The organism is Streptomyces sp. NPDC107498 (genome assembly GCF_055582805.1).
Genome location: NZ_JBVJPE010000005.1, coordinates 263,742 through 288,105, shown reverse-complemented (window position 1 = coordinate 288,105; position 24,364 = coordinate 263,742). Strand labels below are relative to the sequence as shown.

General features: G+C 71.1%; 23 protein-coding genes and 1 pseudogene. 19 read left to right on the top strand and 5 right to left on the bottom strand.

Annotated features, from left to right (window positions below):
* Positions 1-5: 5 nt before the first annotated feature.
* Positions 6-605 carry an imidazolonepropionase-like domain-containing protein gene (locus ACZ66Z_RS11810; protein ID WP_469933790.1) on the top strand — a complete coding sequence of 200 codons (600 nt, stop codon included), beginning with the start codon at positions 6-8 and terminating at the stop codon, positions 603-605.
* Here the strand turns inward: ACZ66Z_RS11810 and ACZ66Z_RS11805 are convergent.
* Positions 590-721: a hypothetical protein gene (locus ACZ66Z_RS11805; protein WP_469933789.1), complete on the bottom strand. Its 132-nt coding sequence runs from the start codon at positions 719-721 to the stop codon at positions 590-592. The genes ACZ66Z_RS11810 and ACZ66Z_RS11805 overlap by 16 nt on opposite strands.
* 194 nt (positions 722-915) lie before the next feature.
* On the opposite strand from ACZ66Z_RS11805, the gene ACZ66Z_RS11800 reads away from it, so the two are divergent.
* Positions 916-1,611, top strand: coding sequence for a demethylmenaquinone methyltransferase (locus ACZ66Z_RS11800; RefSeq protein ID WP_469933788.1), 696 nt, complete (start codon positions 916-918; stop codon positions 1,609-1,611).
* Between the two features lie 12 nt (positions 1,612-1,623).
* Here ACZ66Z_RS11800 and ACZ66Z_RS11795 read toward each other — a convergent pair whose 3' ends face one another.
* Positions 1,624-3,114: a phosphodiester glycosidase family protein gene (locus tag ACZ66Z_RS11795; RefSeq protein ID WP_469933787.1), complete on the bottom strand. Its 1,491-nt coding sequence runs from the start codon at positions 3,112-3,114 to the stop codon at positions 1,624-1,626.
* Complete coding sequence (locus tag ACZ66Z_RS11790; RefSeq protein WP_469933786.1) at positions 3,111-3,833, bottom strand: peptidase inhibitor family I36 protein; 723 nt, start codon at positions 3,831-3,833, stop codon at positions 3,111-3,113. The genes ACZ66Z_RS11795 and ACZ66Z_RS11790 overlap by 4 nt, the downstream gene beginning before the upstream one ends.
* 113 nt (positions 3,834-3,946) lie before the next feature.
* Between ACZ66Z_RS11790 and ACZ66Z_RS11785 the strand changes: the two genes are divergently transcribed.
* Complete coding sequence (locus ACZ66Z_RS11785; RefSeq protein WP_469933785.1) at positions 3,947-5,233, top strand: geranylgeranyl reductase family protein; 1,287 nt, start codon at positions 3,947-3,949, stop codon at positions 5,231-5,233.
* Between the two features lie 69 nt (positions 5,234-5,302).
* On the opposite strand, the pseudogene ACZ66Z_RS11780 reads toward ACZ66Z_RS11785, so the two are convergent.
* Positions 5,303-5,455 (bottom strand): annotated as a pseudogene (locus ACZ66Z_RS11780) (helix-turn-helix domain-containing protein); the annotation flags it as partial.
* On the opposite strand from ACZ66Z_RS11780, the gene ACZ66Z_RS11775 reads away from it, so the two are divergent.
* Positions 5,414-5,806 carry a hypothetical protein gene (locus ACZ66Z_RS11775; protein WP_469933784.1) on the top strand — a complete coding sequence of 131 codons (393 nt, stop codon included), beginning with the start codon at positions 5,414-5,416 and terminating at the stop codon, positions 5,804-5,806. The pseudogene ACZ66Z_RS11780 and the gene ACZ66Z_RS11775 overlap by 42 nt on opposite strands.
* A 74-nt stretch (positions 5,807-5,880) precedes the next feature.
* Here the strand turns inward: ACZ66Z_RS11775 and ACZ66Z_RS11770 are convergent, their stop codons facing one another.
* Entirely contained in the window at positions 5,881-6,756 is an 876-nt protein-coding gene (locus ACZ66Z_RS11770) for a C40 family peptidase (RefSeq protein WP_469933783.1), read from the bottom strand.
* Between the two features lie 657 nt (positions 6,757-7,413).
* On the opposite strand from ACZ66Z_RS11770, the gene ACZ66Z_RS11765 reads away from it, so the two are divergent.
* The 15 genes from ACZ66Z_RS11765 (at position 7,414) to ACZ66Z_RS11695 (ending at position 24,359) form a co-directional block, all read left to right on the top strand.
* Complete coding sequence (locus ACZ66Z_RS11765) at positions 7,414-7,773, top strand: NADH-quinone oxidoreductase subunit A (RefSeq protein ID WP_019888619.1); 360 nt, start codon at positions 7,414-7,416, stop codon at positions 7,771-7,773.
* A 17-nt stretch (positions 7,774-7,790) separates the two neighbouring features.
* Positions 7,791-8,345 carry a NuoB/complex I 20 kDa subunit family protein gene (locus ACZ66Z_RS11760; protein WP_030318842.1) on the top strand — a complete coding sequence of 185 codons (555 nt, stop codon included), beginning with the start codon at positions 7,791-7,793 and terminating at the stop codon, positions 8,343-8,345.
* A gap of 85 nt (positions 8,346-8,430) precedes the next feature.
* Complete coding sequence (locus ACZ66Z_RS11755) at positions 8,431-9,162, top strand: NADH-quinone oxidoreductase subunit C (RefSeq protein ID WP_469933782.1); 732 nt, start codon at positions 8,431-8,433, stop codon at positions 9,160-9,162.
* Positions 9,159-10,484, top strand: a complete 1,326-nt coding sequence (locus tag ACZ66Z_RS11750) for an NADH-quinone oxidoreductase subunit D (protein WP_469933781.1) — start codon at positions 9,159-9,161, stop codon at positions 10,482-10,484. Before ACZ66Z_RS11755 ends, ACZ66Z_RS11750 begins: the two co-directional genes overlap by 4 nt.
* The gene (gene nuoE, locus ACZ66Z_RS11745; RefSeq protein WP_469933780.1) at positions 10,481-11,221 is read left to right on the top strand and encodes an NADH-quinone oxidoreductase subunit NuoE; all 741 of its coding nucleotides are present in this window, start codon (positions 10,481-10,483) and stop codon (positions 11,219-11,221) included. The genes ACZ66Z_RS11750 and nuoE overlap by 4 nt, the downstream gene beginning before the upstream one ends.
* Entirely contained in the window at positions 11,221-12,570 is a 1,350-nt protein-coding gene (nuoF, locus tag ACZ66Z_RS11740; RefSeq protein ID WP_469933779.1) for an NADH-quinone oxidoreductase subunit NuoF, read from the top strand. The genes nuoE and nuoF overlap by 1 nt, the downstream gene beginning before the upstream one ends.
* Positions 12,567-15,050, top strand: coding sequence for an NADH-quinone oxidoreductase subunit G (locus tag ACZ66Z_RS11735; protein WP_469933778.1), 2,484 nt, complete (start codon positions 12,567-12,569; stop codon positions 15,048-15,050). The genes nuoF and ACZ66Z_RS11735 overlap by 4 nt, the downstream gene beginning before the upstream one ends.
* Positions 15,047-16,411 (top strand): NADH-quinone oxidoreductase subunit NuoH, encoded by a 1,365-nt coding sequence (gene nuoH / locus ACZ66Z_RS11730; protein WP_469933777.1) that lies wholly within the window; start codon positions 15,047-15,049, stop codon positions 16,409-16,411. Before ACZ66Z_RS11735 ends, nuoH begins: the two co-directional genes overlap by 4 nt.
* Positions 16,386-16,982: an NADH-quinone oxidoreductase subunit NuoI gene (nuoI, locus tag ACZ66Z_RS11725; protein ID WP_469933776.1), complete on the top strand. Its 597-nt coding sequence runs from the start codon at positions 16,386-16,388 to the stop codon at positions 16,980-16,982. Before nuoH ends, nuoI begins: the two co-directional genes overlap by 26 nt.
* Positions 16,979-17,821: an NADH-quinone oxidoreductase subunit J gene (locus ACZ66Z_RS11720; protein WP_469933775.1), complete on the top strand. Its 843-nt coding sequence runs from the start codon at positions 16,979-16,981 to the stop codon at positions 17,819-17,821. The genes nuoI and ACZ66Z_RS11720 overlap by 4 nt, the downstream gene beginning before the upstream one ends.
* Positions 17,818-18,117 (top strand): NADH-quinone oxidoreductase subunit NuoK, encoded by a 300-nt coding sequence (gene nuoK / locus ACZ66Z_RS11715; RefSeq protein ID WP_017239464.1) that lies wholly within the window; start codon positions 17,818-17,820, stop codon positions 18,115-18,117. Before ACZ66Z_RS11720 ends, nuoK begins: the two co-directional genes overlap by 4 nt.
* Positions 18,118-18,127: 10 nt before the next feature.
* The gene (gene nuoL / locus ACZ66Z_RS11710; RefSeq protein WP_469933774.1) at positions 18,128-20,065 is read left to right on the top strand and encodes an NADH-quinone oxidoreductase subunit L; all 1,938 of its coding nucleotides are present in this window, start codon (positions 18,128-18,130) and stop codon (positions 20,063-20,065) included.
* 5 nt (positions 20,066-20,070) lie between these two features.
* Complete coding sequence (locus ACZ66Z_RS11705) at positions 20,071-21,669, top strand: NADH-quinone oxidoreductase subunit M (protein WP_469933773.1); 1,599 nt, start codon at positions 20,071-20,073, stop codon at positions 21,667-21,669.
* Positions 21,666-23,315, top strand: coding sequence for an NADH-quinone oxidoreductase subunit NuoN (nuoN, locus tag ACZ66Z_RS11700; protein ID WP_469933772.1), 1,650 nt, complete (start codon positions 21,666-21,668; stop codon positions 23,313-23,315). Before ACZ66Z_RS11705 ends, nuoN begins: the two co-directional genes overlap by 4 nt.
* Before the next feature lie 123 nt (positions 23,316-23,438).
* Positions 23,439-24,359 (top strand): helix-turn-helix transcriptional regulator, encoded by a 921-nt coding sequence (locus tag ACZ66Z_RS11695; protein WP_469933771.1) that lies wholly within the window; start codon positions 23,439-23,441, stop codon positions 24,357-24,359.
* Positions 24,360-24,364: the final 5 nt, after the last annotated feature.

Sequence of the window (24,364 nt, the reverse complement as noted above, 5' to 3'; positions counted from 1 at the left end):
CGCCCGTGCCGACCCTCCACGTCGCCGAGGCGACCCCCGAGGCCGCCGTCCTGGTGGACGGCGCCCTCGTCGCCGCCGTCGGTCCGTACGAGGAGCTGGCCGAGGCCCACCAGGACGCCCGGCTGCGCCGCTGGCCGGGCATCCTCACGCCCGGCCTGCTCAACCCGTACGCCCCCGAGCTCCTGGAGCGGACCTACCACCCGGACCCCCGGGAGGCCGCGGAGTTCGGCACCGAGCCGATCACCGGGGAGCGGGCGGCGGAGATCTTCCGTGCCGACCCCGCCCGGCGCGGCCCCAGCGCGCGGCGCGGGGTCCAGCGGATGCTGGCGCACGGCACGGTCGCCGTCGCCGGGGAACTGCGCGGCCGGGGCGCCGTCGACGCGGTCCGCCGCGCCGGCCTCGCGATCGGCCGGCGCCCCGAGGTCCTCCCGGGCCCCCCGGCGCTGTCGCCCGCGCCCCTGATCCTGCTCCCGCGCCCGGCCGTCGGCGGTCCGGCCCGCTTCGCCGTCTTCGACGTCCCCGACACGGCGACGCTGGTGCGCCGGGGAGCGTCGACGTGCGTGGCGACGGTCATCGACGGGCGGCTGGTCTACCGGATGCGCTGAATCCGCTCGCAGATCGCCCCCTGCCGCCGTTCCTCCGGGGTGAGGACGTGGGCCCCGCCGAGGTTCCTCTCCTCCGGCTCCACCGGGCGGGCGACGGCCTCCTTCGCCAGCGCCACGAAGCGCGGGTCCCCGCCGCCGTGGCGTGTGCTCGACCGTCCTTGAGCACTCCCGGTCCCGAAAGGTCGGGAGGAATCCTGGGAAATCGTGCCGCCCGGTGGGCGCGCCCGGCGGGCCCGCTCCGGGCGGTCCGGGCCCCGCCTGCCAGAATGGGTGGATCCGCCCGTCTCCGATTCTGCGAGGCCGAACGCCAGTGACCCGCGCAACCCTGGACAAGCAGCCGCACGAAGTCGCCTCCATGTTCGACGACGTGGCGGCGAACTACGACCTCACCAACGACGTCCTGTCCCTGGGCCAGGACCGGCGCTGGCGCAAGGAGGTCGCGAAGGCGGTCGACGCGCGCCCCGCGCAGAAGGTCCTCGACCTCGCCGCCGGCACGGCCACCTCCTCGCAGCCGTTCGCGCGCGCGGGGGCGTACGTCGTGCCGTGCGACTTCTCGCTGGGGATGCTCCAGGTCGGCAAGAAGCGGCACCCGTGGATGCCGTTCACGGCGGGCGACGGCACGAGGCTGCCCTTCCGCGACGACGTCTTCGACGCGGTCACCATCTCCTTCGGGCTGCGGAACATCCAGGACACCGACCAGGCGCTGCGCGAGCTGTACCGGGTGACGAAGCCCGGCGGCCGGGTCGTGATCTGCGAGTTCTCGCACGCCACCTGGGCGCCCTTCCGGACGGTGTACGAGGAGTACCTGATGCGCGCGCTGCCGCCGGTGGCCCGTGCCGTCTCCTCCAACCCCGACGCGTACGTGTACCTCGCCGAGTCCATCCAGTCCTGGCCGGACCAGCCGACCCTGGCGGGTCTGATGCAGAAGGCCGGCTGGTCGAAGGTGGCCTGGCGCAACCTGACCGGCGGGATCGTCGCCCTGCACCGGGGGTTCAAGGCCGAGTAGCGCGGCTCCGGGCTACTTCTTGTACATGCCGTAGCCGCTGATCCCGGCGTACACGGCGTCGGAGACGGCCCGGTGCACGTACACGCCGTTCACCCGGTCCGTCGGCGGGGTGCGCACGGTGGGGTTGCCGGCGGTGTCGGCGGTGATCAGGGTCGCCGAGCCGCCGCCGTCGAGGTTGAGCGCGTCGATCAGGCCGAGCTCCTCGGAGTCCAGGAGCTCCCCGAAGGAGTGCAGCCGGGCGCCGTCCTCGTGGGTGGTGGTGTTGCTCGCCTGGGGCTGTCCGGTCAGGGTGACGAGGACCGTGTGGCCGCGCACGTTCGTGCCGAGGGCCACCCGCGAGTCGGTGCAGATCTCGGTGCCTTCCGCGGCGCCGGGGCTCGTGTCGCCGCAGGTGTCGGGCAGTTCGGCCGGGATGTCGCCATGGCGCAGGAGCTGGTGGAAGGAGCTCACGACGTCGACCGACGGGTCCAGCGGGATCGTCCGGTTGAACCGGGTGTCGATCAGCTTCTGGGAGACCGTGAGCGTGGTGTTCGGCAGGGCGTGGTCGCGCAGCCACGTGGCGCCGGTGCCGACGCCCTGCAGGATGCGGCCGCCGGAAGGCACCTTCACCTGGACGGCGTTGCCCTTGCCGCCGCCGCGGCTCGCGCGGGCGGCCGTCACCTTGCCCGTGGAGTCGAGGACGACCTCGAAGCCCTCGTCGTCGTCCGTGGTGACGTACGGGTCGAGGCCCGGCTTGGGCACCGGGTACTTGTAGTCGGAGGTGAACAGGACGATCTCGTCGGCGTCGACGAAGACGCCCTTCTGACCGCCGACCTGATCCTCGGGGAGGAGCTTGTCGTCCTTGTCACGGCCGCAGCCGCGGGCGCGGCCGGGGTCCCGGTCGATGTCGTCGAGGACCATGGGGAGGGACCCGTCGGACGCGGTCAGGCTGAGCTCCGTGCGCAGCTTGGTGATGTACGGGACGCCGTACTGGATCACGGCGCCCGACGTGCCCAGGCCGCCGCCCCAGCAGCTGGAGCCGTGCAGGACGCCGTCGGTGACCGAGACCCCCATGTGCTGGAGGGTGACGGGCCCGGCGGCCGCCAGGTCCGGGTGCGGGGCCTCCGACTTGAACAGGCTGCCGTTGACGCCCGCCACGGGGTGCCGGGCGGGGGCCTTCGGACTGATCGCGGCGAGCTGTTCGGCGACCGTCTCGGCCAGGCCGTCGCCCGTGCCGACGGTGCCCGACAGGTCGAGCGGGGCGGCGGTGGGGTCGATCTCGACGACCTGGAGGAGGCGGGGTCTGGTCCGGTTCTCCAGGGGCGTCTTCTCGGTCCAGCCGGTGACCGTGACGCCGGCGGGAAGATCGGCGGCACCTGGCACCGGGGTCTGCGCCCAGTGGGCGGAGAGCGGGCTCGGCGCGGTCCCCACCGCGGTGGAGACGGGGGCGTTCGAGGTGGTCAGGGCGAGGGTGGCGGTGAGGGCGGCGACGACGGCGAGGGCCGGGCGCAGGGGCGTGGTCACTGGCACTCCGAGGTTCCGTCGACGAGTTCGTGGGAGCGGAACGTGCCCGTGAAGGGGGCGGGGACGGTGACGCTCTGGCCGCGCAGCACGACGTACGCGCCGTATGGGGTGCCGCTGCCGGACCAGCTGCCGGTGTAGTCGGCGTTCGGGTAGAAGCAGAGGTGCTTGGCCGTCCGGTTGAACACGGAGACGGGGGCGACCTCGGGGCCGTAGCCGTTGCCGTAGTTCTGGGTCGCGGCGTCGGGCTTCGGGACGTGGACGGTCATCGCGCCGCGCCCGTTGCGTTCGGCGAAGGTGCAGACCTGGCCGTCCTGGCAGCGCTCGTAGCCGGTGAAGCAGAGGGCACGGGTGGGCACCAGCTTGTACGAGCCGACGATCCAGCGGGTGCCGTCGGTGACGTACTCGTCGTCGTTGGCCGGCTTGACGGTCTGGAGGCCGCCGCCGTACTCGGGCTTGCCGTACATGCAGGCCCACATGCCGGTGTCGTTCTTGACGGACAGGACGGTTCCGGCGTCCCGTTCGGCCTTGGCGCCTTCGGCGACGTCCACCCGGGTGCCGGTTCCCCCGCTGCCGTCGTAGAGGCAGAACCGCCCGGCCGGGCAGTCGGCGAAGGCGGTGGGCTCGGCGTTGGCGGGCAGGACGAGGAACGCCGAGCAGAGCAGGGCGAGGAGGGCCGCGATCGGCGAACCCCGCCGTATGTGTGTACGAGTGATGGTCACGATCGGCGATCTTGCCCCGGGGGGCGACCCTCCGGCCAGCCGGGGACACGCCCCCATAGACTGCCCCGGTACGTCCGTACCGCCCCCACCGTCGAGTCTTCGGGAGTTCCGCCGTGACCGAGCAGCCCCTCTCCGAGCACACCGCAGACGTGATCGTCGTCGGGGCAGGCCCGGCCGGCTCCACCACCGCGTACTACCTGGCCAAGGCCGGACTCGACGTCCTGCTCCTGGAGAAGACCGCGTTCCCCCGCGAGAAGGTCTGCGGCGACGGCCTCACCCCGCGCGCCACCAAGCAGCTCGTCGCCATGGGCATCGACATCTCCGAAGAGGCCGGCTGGCTGCGGAACCGTGGCCTGCGGATCATCGGCGGCGGCGTCCGCCTGGAGCTCGACTGGCCGGAGCTCGCCTCGTACCCGGACTACGGACTCGTCCGCAAGCGGGACGACTTCGACGAGCAGCTCGCCCGCCAGGCGCAGAAGGCCGGCGCCCGGCTGTACGAGCGCTGCAACGTCGGCGCGCCGGTCGTCGACGACCGCACGGGCCGGATCACCGGCGTCCACGCGAAGCTGGGCGAGGAGAAGCGCGACGTCACCTTCCACGCCCCGCTCGTCGTCGCCGCCGACGGCAACTCCACCCGGCTCTCGCTCGCCATGGGCCTGCACCGGCGCGAGGACCGGCCGATGGGCGTGGCGGTCCGGACGTACTTCACCAGCCCCCGCCACGACGACGACTACCTGGAGTCCTGGCTGGAGCTGTGGGACCGGCGCGGCCCGCAGGACCGCCTCCTGCCCGGCTACGGCTGGATCTTCCCGATGGGCGACGGCACCTCCAACGTCGGCCTCGGCATCCTCAACTCCTCGAAGGCGTTCCGGGAGCTGGACTGGCGCGAGGTCCTCAAGGCCTGGTGCGCCTCCATGCCGGAGGACTGGGGCTACACCCCGGAGAACATGACGCAGCCGATCCGCGGCGCGGCCCTGCCGATGGCCTTCAACCGCCAGCCGCACTACACCAAGGGCCTGCTGCTGGTCGGCGACGCGGGCGGCCTGGTCAATCCGTTCAACGGCGAGGGCATCGCGTACGCCATGGAGTCCGGCCAGATCGCGGCCGACGTCATCGTCCAGGCGCACGCGCGTGCGACGCCCGCCCAGCGCGAGCTGGCCCTGCGGAACTACCCGCAGGTCCTCAAGGACACCTACGGCGGCTACTACACGCTGGGCCGCGCGTTCGTGAAGCTCATCGGCAACCCGAAGGTCATGAAGATCGCGACCCAGCGCGGTCTGACCCACCCGCTGCTGATGAAGTTCACGCTCAAGATGCTGGCGAACCTCACCGACCCGACGGGCGGCGACGCCATGGACCGCATCATCAACGGCCTCTCGAAGGTGGCCCCGAAGGCCTGAACCCCTCCCGGTCGCGGTCGGGGAGAGCCCGACCGCGCGGGTGAAGCGGCGGCGAAGGTCGGCGGCCGAGCCGAGCCCGCTCTCCTCGCCGATCCGCTCCACCGGCAGGTCCGTCGACTCGAGGAGCGTCTGCGCCCGCGCCACCCGCTGCCGGAGCAGCCATTGCAGCGGGGTGGTGCCGTGGGCCTCGCGCGCCCCGCGGTGGAGGGCGCGCGGGCTCATCCGGGCCCGGCGCGTCGGCTCGTCCACCGACAGGGGCTCGCGCAGGTGCTCCAGGGCCCGGTGGAGCACCGGCCCCAGGCTGTCCTCGTCGCTCGGCGGGACCGGTGCCTCGACGAGCTGCGGCTGTCCGCCCGGGCGGTGCGCCGGGAGGACCAGCCGCCGGGCCGGCCCGCCCGCCACCGCGGCGCCGCGACGAGCTCGGCGGGCACCTCCAGGCGGCCCTCGGCCAGGTCGGTGTGCGGCACCCCGAAGACCCCGAAGACCCCGAAGACCACGGAGACCGTGGACAGCTCGTACGGGTCCCACGGCGGGGACGGCTACGCCCGGGTCATCGGCTCGTACCGGAAGTGACGCCCGGACCGGAACGGGCGAAGGGCCGTCGCTCCCCCGAGGAGTGACGGCCCTTCGTCGTGAACCGGGTGGGATCAGAGGATCCGCACGGCGCCCGAGGGGGTGTCCCAGTCCATGGAGTGCTGGACCACGCCGGAGGACGGGTTCTGCGCGCCCACGTACTGGCCGCCGCCGACGTAGATGGCGACGTGGTACGAGCCGCTGCGGCTGCCCCAGTACAGGATGTCGCCGGGCTGCAGGTCGCTCAGGGAGACGGAGGTGCCCATGCTCGACTGCTCGTACGAGATGCGGGGCAGGTCGATGCCGGCCTCGCGGTAGGCGGCCTGGACGAGGCCGGAGCAGTCCCAGGAGTTGGGGCCGGTGCCGCCGGAGACGTACGCGTCGCCGATCTGGGCCTTGGCGAAGGCCACGATCGCGGCGGCGGAGCCGGAGGGGGCCTGCGTCCGGCTGTCGCTCTGGGAGGTGGTGGAGCCGCTGTCCGACGAGGAGCCGCTGTCGTTCGACGAGCTCTGGGAGGAGAGCTGGGTGCGGACGGCGTCGCGGGAGGCGCGCTCGGCGGCCTCCTTGCGCTCCTGCTCGGCCTTGAGGCGGGCCTCCTCGGCGCGCTCGGCCGCGGCCTTGCGCTCGGCCTCGGCCTTGGCCTTCTTGGCCTCCTTGGCCGCCTTCTGCAGCGCCGCGTCCTCCTGCGACCGGAGGCTCTGGTCGAGCGCCTCCTGCTGGGAGGCCTCGGCGGAGGCGGCGACGGCGCTGGCGAGGCCGGTGGCGGCGTCGAGCGAGCCCAGGGTGGGCATTTCGATGGTCTCGGTCACCGGCTCGGCATTCGCCGGCCCGGCAGCACCGGCCACCGCGATGGTGCCGAGGACGCCACCGGCAACTCCGGCGCGGAGCGCGAGCTTCGAGGCGCTGCGGCGGGGCTTCCGGTGGCTGGGTATGTGAGCGGTGTGGGACATGGGAACAACCGCTATCAGGGCTTGACGGTTCCCTTCAAGAAACGTGGGTTGCGCCACAGTTACGTTTGGAACCTGTGAATCCGCTTCCGTCACAACCTTATTGACGCCGTAACGGGCAAATCGGGCATGGGTCATCCAGCCCTTGATCACGGCTTTTCATTGAAACGCCCGAATTGCCCTACGCTTACCACCTCTTGACGCCGATGGCCAAGCCCTCTTCTTTTGAAGCTCTTGTGACGTGATGCAGGTCACACCGCGCTCGTGAAAACGCGCACGCGTCCACCTCCGTACGCGGCAACCCCCTACCGGGCGACGGCCGGTTGCCTTATCACCCGTACGCGTCCACCGCCAATTTGCCTGCACTGGCCATCACTTGATAGAGCGCCACCCGCTCCGATCAGCGATTTCCGGTCCGGATGTCACAGCTGGTGACCGACTGGGCGCTTCGCGCAACAAGATCACCGCTCATCCGACTTCATGATCCTTCGTCGGGTGGCGGAGATCACAAAGTCCTTGCTGCACCCCGTGTCGCAGATCACAGAGGGGCAGGCATAAGATGCGGGTCAGTCGGGCTTGTGAACTGCCTCACATGGGGCGATCTTCCACGACCCGGCGGTGCGGTCCAACGGTCAAGGACGACTGGAAGGAGCGAGGAGCGTGAATGCGTACGCGCCCGTCCTCGTGCTCGGTGCCCTGGGTGCGGGGTTTGCGATCTTCTCCGTGGTCATGGCCACGCTCATCGGGCCAAAGCGGTACAACAGGGCAAAGCTTGAGGCGTACGAGTGCGGCATCGAACCGACGCCCACTCCCGCCGGGGGCGGCCGCTTCCCGATCAAGTACTACCTGACGGCGATGCTCTTCATCGTCTTCGACATCGAGATCGTCTTCCTCTACCCCTGGGCCGTCACCTTCGACGCCCTGGGGCTTTTCGGGCTCGTGGAGATGCTGCTCTTCGTGCTCACCGTCTTCGTCGCCTACGCGTACGTGTGGCGGCGCGGCGGCCTGGAATGGGACTGAGGGGCTGAGGGGCACCTATGGGACTCGAAGAGAAACTCCCGAGCGGCTTTCTGCTGACGACGGTCGAACAGGCCGCGGGCTGGGTGCGCAAGGCGTCCGTGTTCCCCGCGACCTTCGGCCTCGCCTGCTGCGCCATCGAGATGATGACCACCGGAGCCGGCCGGTACGACCTGGCCCGCTTCGGCATGGAGGTCTTCCGCGGTTCGCCGCGCCAGGCCGACCTGATGATCGTGGCCGGCCGGGTCAGCCAGAAGATGGCGCCCGTCCTGAGGCAGGTCTACGACCAGATGCCCAACCCCAAGTGGGTGATCTCCATGGGCGTCTGCGCCTCCTCGGGCGGCATGTTCAACAACTACGCGATCGTGCAGGGCGTCGACCACATCGTGCCGGTCGACATCTACCTGCCCGGCTGCCCGCCGCGTCCGGAGATGCTCCTGGACGCGATCCTCAAGCTCCACCAGAAGATCCAGTCCTCCAAGCTCGGCGTGAACGCCGAGGAGGCGGCCCGCGAGGCGGAGGAGGCGGCGCTCAAGGCGCTGCCGACGATCGAGTTGAAGGGTCTGCTGAGGTGACCGACGCACGCGCGGCCGCCGGGCCGCAGACGACGATTCCCGCACCTCTGCGCCGCGCGGACGGAGAAGGGAACAGTGCAGCACAGTGAGTGACGAGACGCCCAACCCCGACAAGGACCTCAGCGCGCAGAACCTGCCGGGCCAGCGCGGCGACCACGGCGAGGAGGTCCGCGTCCAGCGCGGCATGTTCGGCGCCCAGAGCGGGGCCGACACCTCCGGCTACGGCGGCCTGGTCCGTTCCGTCCGGCTCCCCGGGCCGGCCGTCCGCCCGTACGGCGGCTGGTTCGACGAGGTCGCCGACGAGCTCGAGGGCGCCCTGGAGGAGCAGGGCCTCCTGCCCGAGAACGCCGTCGAGAAGACGGTCGTCGACCGCGGCGAGCTCACCTTCCACATCGAGCGCGAGCACCTCGTCCGCGTGGCCCGCACCCTGCGCGACGACCCCGCCCTGCGCTTCGAGCTGTGCACGGGCGTCTCCGGCGTCCACTACCCCGGGGACAAGGGCCGCGAGCTGCACGCCGTGTACCACCTGCGCTCGTTGACCCACGGCCGGCTGATCCGCCTGGAGGTCTCGGCCCCCGACGCCGACCCGCGCATCCCGTCGCTCGTCACCGTCTACCCGACGAACGACTGGCACGAGCGCGAGGCGTACGACTTCTTCGGCATCGTCTTCGACGGCCACCCCGCCCTCACCCGGATCATGATGCCGGACGACTGGCAGGGCCACCCGCAGCGCAAGGACTACCCCCTCGGCGGCATCGCCGTCGAGTACAAGGGCGCCCAGATCCCGGCTCCGGACCAGCGGAGGTCGTACTCGTGAACAGCCCCAACGCGTCGTCCGCACGCGAGACGACGGAAGGCGCCGTCTACACGGTGACCGGCGGCGACTGGGAGGAGGTCGTCCAGTCCGCCGCGAAGGCCGACGACGAGCGCATCATCGTCAACATGGGCCCCCAGCACCCGTCCACCCACGGCGTGCTCCGCCTCATCCTGGAGATCGACGGCGAGACCGTCACCGAGGCGCGCTGCGGCATCGGCTACCTCCACACCGGCATCGAGAAGAACCTCGAGTACCGGACCTGGACGCAGGGCACCACCTTCGTCACGCGCATGGACTACCTCACCTCGTTCTACAACGAGACGGCGTACTGCCTGGGCGTGGAGAAGCTCCTCGACGTCACCGACCAGATCCCGGACCGCGCCAGCGTCATCCGGGTGCTCCTGATGGAGCTCAACCGGCTCTCCTCGCACCTGGTCTGCATCGCCACCGGCGGCATGGAGCTCGGCGCCACCACGATCATGATCTACGGCTTCCGGGACCGCGAGATGATCCTGGACCTGTACGAGCTGATCACCGGCCTGCGCATGAACCACGCGTTCATCCGCCCCGGCGGCCTCGCCCAGGACCTCCCGCCCGGCGCCGTCGACGCTGTGCGCGAGTTCGTGAAGACCATGAAGAAGAACCTGCCGGAGTACGACAAGCTCGCCACCGGCAACCCCATCTTCAAGGCCCGCATGCAGGACGTCGGCTACCTCGACCTCACCGGCTGCATGGCCCTCGGCGCCACCGGACCGATCCTCCGGTCGGCGGGCCTCCCGCACGACCTGCGGAAGACCGACCCGTACTGCGGCTACGAGAACTACGACTTCGACGTCCCGACCGCCGACACCTGCGACTCCTACGGACGCTTCCTCGTCCGCCTGGAGGAGATGCGCCAGTCCCTGCGGATCATCGAGCAGTGCCTCGACCGGCTGGCCCCCGGACCGGTCATGGTCGGCGACAAGAAGATCGCCTGGCCCGCGCAGCTCGCCCTCGGCACGGACGGCCTCGGCAACTCCACCGACCACATCGCGAAGATCATGGGCACCTCCATGGAGGCCCTGATCCACCACTTCAAGCTGGTCACCGAGGGCTTCCGGGTCCCCGCCGGGCAGGCCTACGCGGCCGTCGAATCGCCCAAGGGCGAGCTCGGCGTCCACGTCGTCTCCGACGGCGGCACCCGCCCTTACCGGGTCCACTTCCGCGACCCGTCCTTCACCAACCTCCAGGCCATGGCCGCGATGTGCGAGGGCGGCCAGGTCGCCGACGTCATCGTCGCCGTCGCCTCCATCGACCCCGTGATGGGAGGCGTCGACCGATGACCGACCAGATCAGCCTGGGCATGCCCCAGCTCCCCGCCCCCGAGTACCCGGCGGACGTCCGCGCCCGCCTGGAGGAGGACGCCCGGGCGATCGTCGACCGCTACCCGGACTCCCGCTCCGCGCTCCTGCCGATGCTGCACCTCGTGCAGTCGGAGGAAGGGCACGTGACCCGCACCGGCATGGCGTTCTGCGCCGACGTCCTCGGCCTCACCACCGCCGAGGTCACCGCCGTCGCCACCTTCTACACCATGTACCGGCGCAAGCCCTCCGGCGACTACCAGGTCGGCGTCTGCACCAACACGCTCTGCGCGGTCATGGGCGGCGACGCCATCTTCGAGGAGCTCAAGGCCCACCTCGGCGTCGGGAACGACCAGACGACCGAGGACGGCAAGATCACCCTCGAGCACATCGAGTGCAACGCGGCCTGCGACTTCGCCCCCGTCGTGATGGTCAACTGGGAGTTCTTCGACAACCAGACGCCCGAGTCCGCCAAGAAGATGGTCGACGACCTCCGGGCCGGTCGCACCGTCGAGCCCACCCGCGGCGCCCCGCTCTGCACCTTCAAGGAGACCGCCCGCATCCTCGCCGGCTTCCCCGACGAGCGCCCCGGCGCCGTCGAGGCCACCGGCGGTGCCGGCCCGGCCTCCCTCGTGGGACTGCGCCTGGCGAAGGGCGAGAAGCCGCACCACCGAATCGTCCACCCGCGTGGTGAGACCTCCGGACAGGAGGGGGAGTGATGACCTTGGCCGCCGAGATCGACAACAGCAGCCCCGAGAAGCTCCTGGCGCCCGTCCTGTCGGCCTTCTGGGACCAGCCGAACTCCTGGACCCTGGAGACCTACGAGCGCCACGAGGGCTACCAGGGCCTCAAGCGGGCCCTCGCGATGAGCCCCGACGACCTCATCGCGTACGTCAAGGAATCCGGCCTCCGCGGACGCGGCGGCGCCGGCTTCCCCACCGGCATGAAGTGGCAGTTCATCCCGCAGGGCGACGGCAAGCCGCACTACCTCGTCGTCAACGCCGACGAGTCCGAGCCCGGCACCTGCAAGGACATCCCCCTCCTCTTCGCCAACCCGCACTCCCTCATCGAGGGCATCGTGATCGCCTGCTACGCGATCCGCTCCAGCCACGCCTTCATCTACCTGCGCGGCGAGGTCGTCCCCGTCCTGCGCCGCCTCCACGAGGCCGTCCGCGAGGCCTACGCCGCCGGCTACCTCGGCACGAACGTCCTCGGCAGCGGACTCGACCTCGAACTCACCGTCCACGCCGGCGCCGGCGCGTACATCTGCGGTGAGGAGACCGCGCTGCTCGACTCGCTCGAAGGGCGCCGCGGCCAGCCCCGGCTGCGCCCCCCCTTCCCCGCGGTCGCCGGTCTGTACGCCTGCCCCACCGTGGTGAACAACGTCGAATCCATCGCCTCGGTTCCCGCGATCCTGAACAGGGGCAAGGACTGGTTCACGTCGATGGGGACCGAGAAGTCCCCGGGCTTCACGCTGTACTCGCTCAGCGGGCACGTCGCCTCGCCCGGCCAGTACGAGGCCCCCCTCGGCATCACCCTGCGCCAGCTCCTCGACATGAGCGGCGGCATGCGCCCCGGCCACCGGCTCAAGTTCTGGACCCCCGGCGGCTCCTCCACCCCCATGTTCACCGACGAGCATCTCGACGTGCCCCTCGACTACGAGGGCGTCGGCGCCGCCGGATCCATGCTCGGCACCAAGGCGCTCCAGTGCTTCGACGAGACCACCTGCGTCGTCCGGGCCGTCACCCGCTGGACCGAGTTCTACGCCCACGAGTCCTGCGGCAAGTGCACGCCCTGCCGCGAGGGCACGTACTGGCTCGTCCAGCTGCTCCGCGACATCGAGAACGGGGCGGGCACCCTCGCCGACCTCGACAAGCTCAACGACATCGCCGACAACATCAACGGCAAGTCGTTCTGCGCCCTCGGCGACGGCGCCGCCTCGCCGATCTTCTCCTCGCTGAAGTACTTCCGCGAGGAGTACGAGCAGCACATCACCGGCCGGGGCTGCCCCTTCGACCCGGCCAAGTCGACCGCCTGGGCGGACAACCACAAGGAGGTGACCGCATGACCGTCACCACGTCCCACCCCGCGGGCGGCGGCAGCCCGGCCGTACCGCCCGAGGACCTCGTGACGCTGACCATCGACGGCGCCGAGATCTCCGTCCCCAAGGGGACGCTGGTCATCCGCGCCGCCGAACAGCTCGGCATCGAGATCCCGCGCTTCTGCGACCACCCGCTCCTCGACCCCGCCGGCGCCTGCCGCCAGTGCATCGTCGAGGTCGAGGGCCAGCGCAAGCCCATGGCCTCCTGCACCATCACCTGCACCGACGGCATGGTGGTGAAGTCCCAGCTCACCTCGCCCGTCGCCGAGAAGGCCCAGCACGGCGTGATGGAGCTGCTGCTCATCAACCACCCGCTGGACTGCCCGGTCTGCGACAAGGGCGGCGAGTGCCCCCTGCAGAACCAGGCCATGTCCCACGGACAGGCCGAGTCCCGCTTCGAGGGCGTCAAGCGGACCTACGAGAAGCCGGTCGCGATCTCCACCCAGGTGCTGCTCGACCGCGAGCGGTGCGTCCTGTGCGCCCGCTGCACCCGCTTCTCCAACCAGGTCGCCGGCGACCCGATGATCGAGCTCGTCGAGCGCGGCGCGCTCCAGCAGGTCGGCACCGGCGAGGGCGACCCCTTCGAGTCGTACTTCTCCGGCAACACCATCCAGATCTGCCCGGTCGGCGCCCTCACCTCGGCCGCCTACCGCTTCCGCTCCCGCCCCTTCGACCTGGTCTCCTCGCCGACCGTCTGCGAGCAGTGCGCCGGCGGCTGCGCCACCCGCACCGACCACCGGCGCGGCAAGGTCATGCGGCGGCTCGCCGCCGAGGACCCGGAGGTCAACGAGGAGTGGATCTGCGACAAGGGCCGCTTCGGCTTCCGGTACGCCCAGCAGCGCGACCGGCTGACCACGCCGCTCGTCCGGAACCCCGACACCGGTGAGCTGGAGGCCGCCTCCTGGCCCGAGGCCCTGGAGGCCGCCGCCCGCGGGCTCGTCCGCGGCCGGACCGGCGTCCTGACCGGCGGGCGGCTGACCGTCGAGGACTCCTACGCGTACGCCAAGTTCGCCCGGGTCGCCCTCGACACCAACGACATCGACTTCCGGGCCCGGATCCACTCCGGCGAGGAGGCCGACTTCCTGGCCTCCGCCGTCGCGGGCCGGGGACGCGACCTGGACGGTTCGGGCGTCACGTACGCCTCGCTGGAGGCCGCCCCGGCCGTGCTCCTCGTCGGCCTGGAGTCCGAGGAGGAGGCCCCCGGCGTCTTCCTGCGGCTCCGCAAGGCCTGGCGCAAGCGCGGCCAGAGGACCTACGCGGTCGCCCCGTTCGCCACCCGGGGCCTGACGAAGGCGGGCGGCACCCTGCTGCCGGCCGCCCCCGGCACCGAGACCGAGTGGCTCGACGCCCTCACCTCCCGGGTCGGCCTCTCCGAGGAGGGCGCCGCCGCGGCCGAGGCCCTCCGCCAGGAGGGCGCCGTCCTCGCCGTCGGCGAGCGGCTCGCGGGCGTGCCCGGCGCGCTCACCGCCGCCCTGCGCGCCTCGACCGCCACCGGCGCCCGCCTCGTGTGGATCCCGCGCCGCTCCGGCGAGCGCGGCGCCGTCGAGGCGGGGGCGATCCCGGCGCTGCTGCCCGGCGGCCGGCCCGCGACCGATCCCCGCGCGCGCGAGGAGGTCGCCGCCGCCTGGGGCGTCCGCGAACTCCCGCACCGCTACGGCCGCGACACCGGCCAGATCGTGGAGGCCGCGGCCGGCGGCGAGCTCGCCGCGCTGCTCGTCGCCGGTGTCGAGGTCGTCGACCTGCCGGACCCGGCACGCGCGCGTGAGGCCCTCGACGCGGCCTTCGTGGTCTCCCTGGAGCTGCGGCCGAGCGAGGTCACCGAGCGCGCCGACGTGGTCCTGCCGGTCGCGGCCGTCGCCGAGAAGCCCGGCACCTTCCTCAACTGGGAGGGCAGGGCCCGGCTCTTCGAGGCCGCGCTCAAGCCCGAGCAGATGACCCGGCCCCTCCCGCCGACCGACGCCCGCGTGCTCCACATGCTGGCCGACGCCCTCGACGCCCACCTCGGCCTGCCCGACCTGCGGTCCGTGCGGCGGGAGATGGACCGGCTCGGCGGCTGGACCGAGGAGCGGGCGACCGAGCCCGCCTCGCCCGGACAGTCGGCGCCCCGGCCCGGCGACGGCGAGGCCGTCCTCGCCGGTCACCGGCTCCTCCTCGACCTCGGCAGGCTCCAGGAGGGCGACGCCGCCCTGGCCGGCACCCGGCACGCGGCGGTCGCCCGGCTCTCCGCCACCACCGCCGCCGACACCGGCGTCGAGGACGGCGACGTCCTGGAGGTGGCCGGACCCGCCGGCTCCGTCGCCCTCCCGCTCCGGGTCACCGAGATGCCCGACCGGGTCGTCTGGCTCCCGCTGAACTCGGCGGGCCGGGGCGTCCTCTCCGACACCGGCGCCCGCCCCGGCGACCTGGTCCGCATCGGCCCGGCGACCCCGCAGGAGGTGCAGGCATGACCCCGAACGTCCTCGCCGCCGAAGACCTGTCCATGTTCGGCACGGACCCCTGGTGGCTCGTGCTGGTCAAGGCCGTCTTCTGCTTCGCCTTCCTGATGGTCACCGTGCTCTTCTCGATCGTGTGGGAGCGCAAGGTCGTCGCCTGGATGCAGCTGCGCATCGGCCCCAACCGGCACGGCCCCTGGGGCCTCCTCCAGTCCCTCGCGGACGGCATCAAGCTGATGCTCAAGGAGGACGTGATCGTCAAGAAGGCCGACAAGGTCGTCTACGTCCTCGCGCCGGTCATCGCCGCGATCCCCGCCTTCATGGCGATCGCCGTGATCCCCTTCGGTCCGGCCGGCAACGAGGTCTCGATCTTCGGGCACCGGACCGCGATGCAGCTCACCGACCTGCCGATCGCGATGCTGTACGTCCTCGCGGTCGCCTCCGTCGGCGTCTACGGCATCGTCCTCGCCGGCTGGTCCTCCGGCTCCACGTACCCGCTGCTCGGCGGTCTCCGGTCCTGCGCGCAGATGATCTCGTACGAGATCGCCATGGGCGCGGCCTTCGCCTCCGTCTTCCTCTACTCCGGGTCGATGTCGACCTCGAAGATCGTCGAGGCGCAGGCGGACCGCTGGTTCGTGATCCTGCTGCCGGTGTCGTTCATCATCTACATCGTCACGATGGTCGGCGAGACCAACCGCGCCCCGTTCGACATGCCGGAGTCCGAGGGCGACCTCGTCGGCGGCTTCAACACCGAGTACTCGTCCATCAAGTTCGCGATGTTCATGCTCGCCGAGTACGTGAACATGGTGACGGTCTCGGCCGTGTCGGTGACCCTCTTCCTGGGCGGCTGGCGGGCCCCGTACCCGATCTCCACCTTCTGGGAGGGCGCCAACCACGGCTGGTGGCCGATGCTCTGGTTCGTCGTGAAGGTGCAGCTGCTGCTGTTCTTCTTCATCTGGCTCCGCGGCACCCTGCCCCGCGTCCGCTACGACCAGCTGATGAAGCTCGGCTGGAAGGTCCTCATCCCGGTCGCCGTGGTCTGGCTGATGCTGGTCGCCACGGTCCGCGCGCTGCGGAACGAGAACATCGCCTTCTCCAACATCGTGCTGTACGTGGCCGGCGCCGTCCTCGCCCTGCTCCTCCTCTCCTTCCTGGTGGACGCGTTCCGCGACCGGAAGGCGAAGGGGGCCGCGGCCGGTCCCGCCGACGAGCGGTCCTTCGACCCGATGGCCGGCGGCTTCCCCGTACCGCCCAAGCCCGGGCAGTCCCTGCCGCCCGTCCCGCGGCGCAGGTCGCGGTACGACCGGGACCTCGTTGTCAGCGGCGCCCCCGATACTGCTACTGCGAGTGATGGAAAGGAGACGGACGGTGTCTGATTTCCAGAATCCGGTGGCCGGCTTCGGCGTGACCTTCAAGGCCATGTTCAAGAAGCGGCTGACCGAGCAGTATCCGGAGCAGCAGAAGACGACGGCGCCCCGCTTCCACGGCCGGCACCAGCTCAACCGTCACCCCGACGGGCTGGAGAAGTGCGTCGGCTGCGAGCTGTGCGCCTGGGCCTGTCCCGCCGACGCCATCTACGTCGAGGGCGCGGACAACACCGACGAGGAGCGCTACTCGCCGGGCGAGCGGTACGGCCGCGTCTACCAGATCAACTACGCCCGCTGCATCCTCTGCGGACTGTGCATCGAGGCGTGCCCCACGCGCGCGCTGACGATGACCAACGAGTTCGAGCTGGCCGACTCCTCCCGCGAGAACCTGATCTACACCAAGGAGCAGCTCCTCGCGGGCCTGGAGGAGACCATGGTCGACACCCCGCACGCGATCTTCCCGGGCATGACCGAGCAGGACTACTACCGGGGGCTCGTCACCGAGGCGGCGCCCGGCACGGTCCGTCAGGTCGCCGTGTCCAAGGGGGAGAAGGACGAGCCGGAGGGGGCGGACGCATGAGCGCGAACCTCGCCGCCGCAGTGACACTTTCCGCTGGGACGTCCACCGGTGAGGCCGTCCAGTTCTGGGTCCTCGGCACCGTCGCCGTCCTCGGCGCGCTGTCCACGATCCTGATGCGGAAGGCCGTGCACTCCGCGCTCTCCCTCGCCGGCACGATGATCGTCCTCGCGGTCTTCTACCTGGCGAACGGCGCGTACTTCCTCGGCATCGTCCAGATCGTCGTCTACACCGGCGCGATCATGATGCTCTTCCTCTTCGTCGTCATGCTGGTCGGAGTCACGGCCGCGGACTCGCTGAAGGAGACCCTCAAGGGCCAGCGGTGGCTGGCCGTCGCCTGCGGCCTCGGCTTCGGGATCCTGCTCGCCGCCGGCATCGGAAACGCCTCGCTGAAGGACTTCGCCGGGCTCGGCACGGCCAACAGCGCCCACGGCGGGAACGTCGAGGGCCTTGCCGCCCTCATCTTCACCAAGTACGTCTTCGCCTTCGAGATCACCGGCGCGCTGCTGATCACGGCGGCCGTCGGCGCGATGGTGCTCACCCACCGGGAGCGGACCGAGCGGGCCCGCACCCAGCGCGAGCTGTCCGAGCAGCGCGTGCGCGAGGGCAAGCACGTCCCGCCGCTGCCCGCGCCCGGGGTGTACGCCCGGCACAACGCCGTGGACGTCGCCGGTCTGCTGCCCGACGGCACCGCGGCGGACCTCACCGTCATGGGGACCCTGCGCAAGCGGGGCCAGATCCGGGACGTGTCCACCGAGGCGATGGCCGATCTCAAGGCCCTGGAGCAGCGCTCCGAGGAGCGGCTCGGCCGCGACCGGGACGAAGAGGAGGCCACCCGGTGAACCCCGTCAACTACCTGTACCTCGCGGCCCTGCTGTTCACCATCGGCGCGGCCGGGGTGCTGATCCGACGCAACGCGATCGTCGTCTTCATGTGCGTCGAGCTCATGCTCAACGCCTGCAACCTCGCGTTCGTCACGTTCTCCCGCATGCACGGCAACCTCGACGGCCAGATCATCGCCTTCTTCACGATGGTCGTGGCCGCCGCGGAGGTCGTCGTCGGGCTCGCGATCATCGTGTCCGTCTTCCGTGCCCGCCACTCGGCCTCGGTCGACGACGCCAGCCTGATGAAGCTGTGAGGGGCTGACCGTGGAAAATCTCATTGCGCTGCTCATCGGGGCGCCCCTGCTCGGAGCGGCCGTGCTGCTCCTCGGCGGGCGGCGGCTCGACAGGTCCGGGCACTGGATCGGCACGCTGTTCGCGGCCGTCTCCTTCGTGATCGGCCTGGCGCTCTTCGTCGACATGCTCGGCAAGGGCGCCGAGGACCGAGCCCTGTACCAGCGGCTCTTCACCTGGATCCCCGTCGAGGGCTTCCAGGCGGACATGGCCTTCCAGCTCGACCAGTTGTCGATGACCTTCGTCCTGCTGATCACCGGGGTCGGCACGCTCATCCACGTCTACTCCATCGGGTACATGGAGCACGACGAGCGCCGCCGCCGGTTCTTCGGCTACCTCAACCTGTTCGTCGCGGCGATGCTCCTGCTCGTCCTCGCCGACAACTACCTGCTGCTGTACTTCGGCTGGGAGGGCGTCGGCCTCGCCTCGTACCTCCTGATCGGCTTCTGGCAGCACAAGCCCACCGCGGCGACCGCCGCGAAGAAGGCCTTCCTGGTCAACCGGGTCGGCGACATGGGCCTCTCGATCGCCATCATGATCATGTTCACCACCTTCGGCACCTTCGCCTTCGGGCCGGTGTTCGAGGCGAGCGGGCAGGCGTCCGAGGGCAAGCTGACCGCGATCGGCCTGATGCTGCTCCTCGCCGCCTGCGGCAAGTCGGCCCAGGTGCCGCTGCAGTCCTGGCTCGGGGACGCGATGGAGGGCCCGACCCCGGTCTCGGCCCTCATCCACGCGGCCACGATGGTGACCGCCGGTGTCTATCTGATCGTCCGCTCCGCCGACATCTTCAACGCGGCGCCGGACGCACAGCTCGTCGTCACCGTGGTCGGCGCGGTCACGCTCCTCTTCGGTGCGATCGTCGGTTGCGCCAAGGACGACATCAAGAAGGCCCTCGCCGGTTCGACGATGTCGCAGATCGGATACATGATCCTGGCGGCCGGCCTCGGCCCCATCGGCTACGTCTTCGCGATCATGCACCTGGTGACGCACGGCTTCTTCAAGGCCGGGCTGTTCCTCGGCGCCGGTTCGGTCATGCACGGCATGAACGACGAGGTCGACATGCGGAAGTACGGCGGCCTGCGGAAGTACATGCCGGTCACGTTCGTCACCTTCGGCCTCGGCTACCTCGCGATCATCGGCTTCCCGGGCCTGTCCGGCTTCTTCTCCAAGGACAAGATCATCGAGGCGGCCTTCGCCAAGGGCGGCACCGAGGGCTGGATCCTCGGCGCGGTCACCCTGCTCGGCGCCGCCATCACCGCGTACTACATGACCCGCGTGATGCTGATGACCTTCTTCGGCGAGAAGCGCTGGCAGCCGGCGCCGGACGCCGACCAGGCGCCCAGCGCCGAGCCGGCCGCCGAGCACGCGGCGGGCGCCATGCCCCACCCGCACGAGTCGCCCAAGTCCATGGTCGTCCCGATGATCCTGCTGGCCGTCGGCTCGGTCGCGGCAGGCGCCGTCTTCGAGTTCGCCGGATTCGTCGAGTGGCTGGAGCCGGTCACCGGCTTCGAGCACGGCCACTCCCCGGTCAGCGCCGCCGCCGTCACCGCCGCCACCGTCGCCGTCATGGTGATCGGCGTCGGCCTCGCGTACCTCCAGTACGGCCGCCGGCCCGTCCCGGTGGTCGCCCCGCGCGGCTCGCTGCTCACCCGGGCCGCCCGCCGCGACCTGCTCCAGGACGACTTCAACCACGCCGTCTTCGTCACCGGCGGCACGCACCTGACCCGCTCGCTGGTCTACGTCGACCACAGCCTGGTCGACGGCGTCGTCAACGGCACCGCGGCCGCCGTCGGCGGACTCTCCGGCCGGCTGCGCAAGCTCCAGAACGGCTACGCCCGCACGTACGCGGTCTCCATGTTCGGAGGTACGGCGGTGCTGATCGCCGCGACCCTGCTGATGAGGGCGGTGTGACTCCCATGTCCCCAGTGGTCAACGCGGGCTTCCCGCTCCTCACGGCGACGGCGCTGCTGCCGGCGGCCGGCGCGGTCCTCACCGCCGCCGTCCCCGCCGCCCGCCGCACCGCCGCCAAGTGGCTGGCGCTGCTCGTCTCGCTCGCCACGCTCGTCCTCGCCGCCGTCGTCTTCGCGGGCTTCGAGCCGGGCGGCGACCGCTACCAGTTCGTCGAGTCGTACTCCTGGATCAAGGACTTCGGCGTCCGGTACGAACTCGGCGTCGACGGCATCGGGGTGGCGCTCATCGCGCTCACCGCGCTGCTGATCCCCTTCGTGATCCTGGCCGGCTGGCACGACGCCGACCCGCTGGAGACCTCCTCCAAGCGGTGGCGGCCGACGCAGGGCTTCTTCGCCCTGATTCTCATGGTCGAGGCGATGGTGATCCTCTCCTTCGAGGCCACCGACGTCTTCCTCTTCTACATCCTGTTCGAAGCCATGCTCATCCCGATGTACTTCCTCATCGGCGGCTTCGGCGACCGCGCCCACAGCGGCTCCGACGAGAACGCGGCGGCCCAGCGCTCCTACGCGGCGGTCAAGTTCCTCCTCTACAACCTCGTCGGCGGACTGATCATGCTGGCCGCGGTCATCGGCCTCTACGTGGTCGCGGGGAACTTCTCCCTGACGGAGATCACGGCGGCCCGGGCGAACGGCTCGCTGGAGATGGCGACCAGCACCGAGCGGTGGCTGTTCCTCGGCTTCTTCTTCGCCTTCGCCGTGAAGGCGCCGCTCTGGCCGCTGCACACCTGGCTGCCGAACGCGATGGGGGAGGCCACCGCCCCGGTCGCCGTCCTCATCACCGCCGTCGTCGACAAGGTCGGCACCTTCGCGATGCTCCGCTTCTGCCTCGGGCTCTTCCCCGAGGCGTCGAAGTGGGCCACCCCCGCGATCGTCGTCCTCGCCCTCGTCAGCATCGTCTACGGCGCGCTGGTCGCGGTCGGCCAGCGGGACATCAAGCGCCTGGTCGCCTACGCCTCGATCTCGCACTTCGGCTTCATCATCCTGGGCATCTTCGCGATGACCAGCCAGGGCCAGTCCGGCGCCACGCTCTACATGGTCAACCACGGCGTCTCCACGGCCGCGCTCATGCTCGTCGCCGGCTTCCTGATCTCCCGGCGCGGCTCGCGGCTCATCGCCGACTACGGCGGCGTGCAGAAGGTCGCCCCGGTGCTCGCCGGCACCTTCCTGATCGGCGGCCTCGCGACCCTGTCGCTGCCCGGACTCGCCCCGTTCGTCAGTGAGTTCCTGGTGCTCGTCGGCACCTTCGCCCGGTACCCGGTGGCCGGGATCATCGCCACCACCGGCATCGTCCTCGCCGCGCTCTACACCCTCGTCCTGTACCAGCGGACGATGACCGGGCCGGTGAAGGAGGAGGTGCGGGCGCTGCCCGACCTGCGGGCGCGCGAGCTGGCCGTGGTCGTCCCGCTGATCGCCGTCCTGATCTTCCTCGGGGTCTTCCCGAAGCCGCTGACGGACGTCGTCGACCCGGCCGTCCGGCACACCATGTCCGACGTCCAGCAGAAGGACCCCCGGCCCCAGATTCAGAACGTGGAGGCGGCCAAGTGAGTTCCATGGCTGTCCACAGCTTGTGGACGACAGCTGCCGAGCCGCTGGACAAGATCCCGGCGCCCCACATCGAGTACACGCAGCTCTCGCCCGTGCTCGTGGTGCTCGGCGCCGCGCTCGTCAGCGTCCTCGTCGAGGCCTTCGTGCCCCGCAAGGCCCGCTACCACAGTCAGGTCTTCCTGTCCGTCCTCGCGCTCGCCGCCGCCTTCGCCGCCGTCGTCGGTCTGGCGGCGGGCGGTTACGGCTCCACCAAGGCCCACATCGCGGCCATGGGGGCCATCGCCGTCGACGGACCCGCCCTCTTCCTCCAGGGCACCATCCTCCTCGCCTCCGTCGTGGCGGTCTTCACCTTCGCCGAGCGCAGGCTCGACCCGGCCGACCACGGCCACAGGGTCGACTCCTTCGCCGCCGAGGCCGCGGCCGTCCCCGGCAGCGACCAGGAGAAGGCCGCCGTCAAGGCCGGGTTCACCACCACCGAGGTCTTCCCGCTCGCGCTCTTCGCGATCTCCGGCATGCTGGTCTTCCCGGCCGCCAACGACCTCCTGACGCTCTTCGTCGCCCTGGAGGTCTTCTCCCTCCCGCTGTACCTGCTCTGCGCCGTCGCCCGCCGCAAGCGGCTGATGTCGCAGGAGGCGGCCGTCAAGTACTTCCTGCTCGGCGCCTTCTCCTCGGCCTTCCTGCTCTTCGGGATCGCCCTGCTCTACGGCTACGCGGGCTCCGTCTCGTACGCCACGATCGCCCGCGTCGTCGACGGCTCCATCGGCTCCGTCGACCCGGCGCTCGCCGACACCATGGGCAACGACGCGCTGCTGCTCATCGGCTTCGCCATGGTCCTGATGGGGCTCCTCTTCAAGGTCGGCGCCGTGCCGTTCCACATGTGGACCCCGGACGTCTACCAGGGCGCCCCGACGCCGGTCACCGGCTTCATGGCCGCCGCGACCAAGGTCGCCGCGTTCGGCGCGCTGCTCCGCCTGCTGTACGTGGTGCTCCCGGGGCTCACCTGGGACTGGCGCCCGGTCATGTGGGGCGTCGCCATCGTCACCATGCTGGGCGGTGCGATCGTCGCCATCACCCAGACCGACATCAAGCGGCTCCTCGCCTACTCGTCGATCGCGCACGCGGGCTTCCTGCTGGCGGGCGTCATCGCGGCGACCCCGAGCGGGATCTCGTCCGTCCTCTTCTACCTGGGGGCGTACTCCTTCGTGACGATCGGCGCGTTCGCCGTCGTCACCCTGGTCCGGGACGCCGGCGGCGAGGCCACCCACCTGTCCAAGTGGGCGGGTCTGGGCCGTCGTTCGCCCCTGGTCGCGGCCGTCTTCGCGGTCTTCCTCCTCGCCTTCGCCGGCATCCCGCTGACCTCGGGCTTCTCCGGGAAGTTCGCGGTCTTCAAGGCGGCGGCGGACGGCGGCGCGGGCGGCCTCGTGGTGGTCGGTGTGATCTCCTCGGCGATCGCCGCGTTCTTCTACATCCGGGTCATCGTGCTCATGTTCTTCAGCGAGCCGAAGGCGGACGGCCCCACGGTCGCCGTGCCCTCGTTCCTGACGAGCGTCACGATCACGGCGGGCGTCGCGGTCACCCTGGTCCTCGGCCTCGCCCCGCAGTACTTCCTGGACCTGGCGAACCAGGCGAGCGTGTTCGCCCGGTAGCCCGGACGGCACGCGTGAGGGCCCGGCTCGGGGGCGAGCCGGGCCCTTCGCGTTCCTGACACGGCACGCGCCGCGTGGCATCGTGGACGACCGAATGGTCTGTACCAGGCGAGGAGGCGGGCGATGCGCGGGACGACGGTCTTACCGGGGGCTCCCTGCCTCGCCCCCCGGGGTGGGGAGCCGCCCGTCCACCGGCTGGAGGTGCGGGCGCCGGGGGAGGTGCCCTTCGCGGCGGGCGGCTTCGACGCCATGGGGCCGATGTCGCGGGCCGCGTTCCCGCACCGGCACACCTTCTACGAGATCGTGCACGTCGTGGAGGGGAGCGGCGCGCACGTGCTCGATGCCGAGCGGTACGAGGTGCGGCCGCCGCACCTGGGGGTGATCCTGCCCGGGCAGGTGCACCACTGGGAGGGCGTGCGGGGCCTGGAGGGCTCGCTCGTGCTGTTCACGCCCGAGTTCCTGCTCGGCGGCGCCGGTGACGAGAGCCTGCTGCGGCGGCTCGGCGAGCGGCCCTGGGTGGGGCTCGACGACGCCTCCCACGAGCGGACCTCGCTGCTGATGGCGGAGCTCGCCGAGGAGTACCGGTGCGGGGCCGACGGATTCGCCGGGGTGCTGCGCTCCCTGCTCCACGTGCTCCTGGTGCGGGCCGCCCGGCTGCCCGGAGCCGCCGCCCGGCCCGCGCCCGCGCGGGGGGTCGCCGAGGAGTTCGTCCGGCTCGCCGGGCGGGCCGGGGCCGAGGGGCCGTCCGTACGGGAGTGCGCCGAGCGGCTCGGGGTCAGCCCCGGCCACCTCGCCGAGGCCGTCCGGGCCGCCACCGGCCGCACCCCCGCCGCACTCCTGCGGGAGGCCCGCACCCGCGAGGCCCAACGTCTCCTCGTCGGCACCGGGCTGTCGGTACGGCAGGTCGCGTCCCGGGTCGGCTTCGCGGATCCCGCGTACTTCTGCCGCTTCTTCCGCAGGGAGACCGGACGGACCCCGGGGGACTTCCGAAAACACCACGACCGCCGAGATCCGTCCATCGAAGCCGGCGGCCCGCACGCCTAGGTTCG

Excerpts from the sequence above, each read along its gene's own strand:
- ACZ66Z_RS11705 (WP_469933773.1), top strand. The coding sequence starts at position 20,071 with ATGTCCCCAGTGGTCAACGCGGGCTTCCCGCTCCTCACGGCGACGGCG.
- ACZ66Z_RS11760 (WP_030318842.1), top strand. The coding sequence starts at position 7,791 with ATGGGACTCGAAGAGAAACTCCCGAGCGGCTTTCTGCTGACGACGGTC.
- nuoI (WP_469933776.1), top strand. The coding sequence starts at position 16,386 with ATGGAAAGGAGACGGACGGTGTCTGATTTCCAGAATCCGGTGGCCGGC.
- ACZ66Z_RS11735 (WP_469933778.1), top strand. The coding sequence starts at position 12,567 with ATGACCGTCACCACGTCCCACCCCGCGGGCGGCGGCAGCCCGGCCGTA.
- ACZ66Z_RS11770 (WP_469933783.1), bottom strand. The coding sequence starts at position 6,756 with ATGTCCCACACCGCTCACATACCCAGCCACCGGAAGCCCCGCCGCAGC.
- ACZ66Z_RS11695 (WP_469933771.1), top strand. The coding sequence starts at position 23,439 with ATGCGCGGGACGACGGTCTTACCGGGGGCTCCCTGCCTCGCCCCCCGG.
- nuoF (WP_469933779.1), top strand. The coding sequence starts at position 11,221 with ATGACCTTGGCCGCCGAGATCGACAACAGCAGCCCCGAGAAGCTCCTG.
- ACZ66Z_RS11720 (WP_469933775.1), top strand. The coding sequence starts at position 16,979 with ATGAGCGCGAACCTCGCCGCCGCAGTGACACTTTCCGCTGGGACGTCC.
- nuoH (WP_469933777.1), top strand. The coding sequence starts at position 15,047 with ATGACCCCGAACGTCCTCGCCGCCGAAGACCTGTCCATGTTCGGCACG.
- nuoE (WP_469933780.1), top strand. The coding sequence starts at position 10,481 with ATGACCGACCAGATCAGCCTGGGCATGCCCCAGCTCCCCGCCCCCGAG.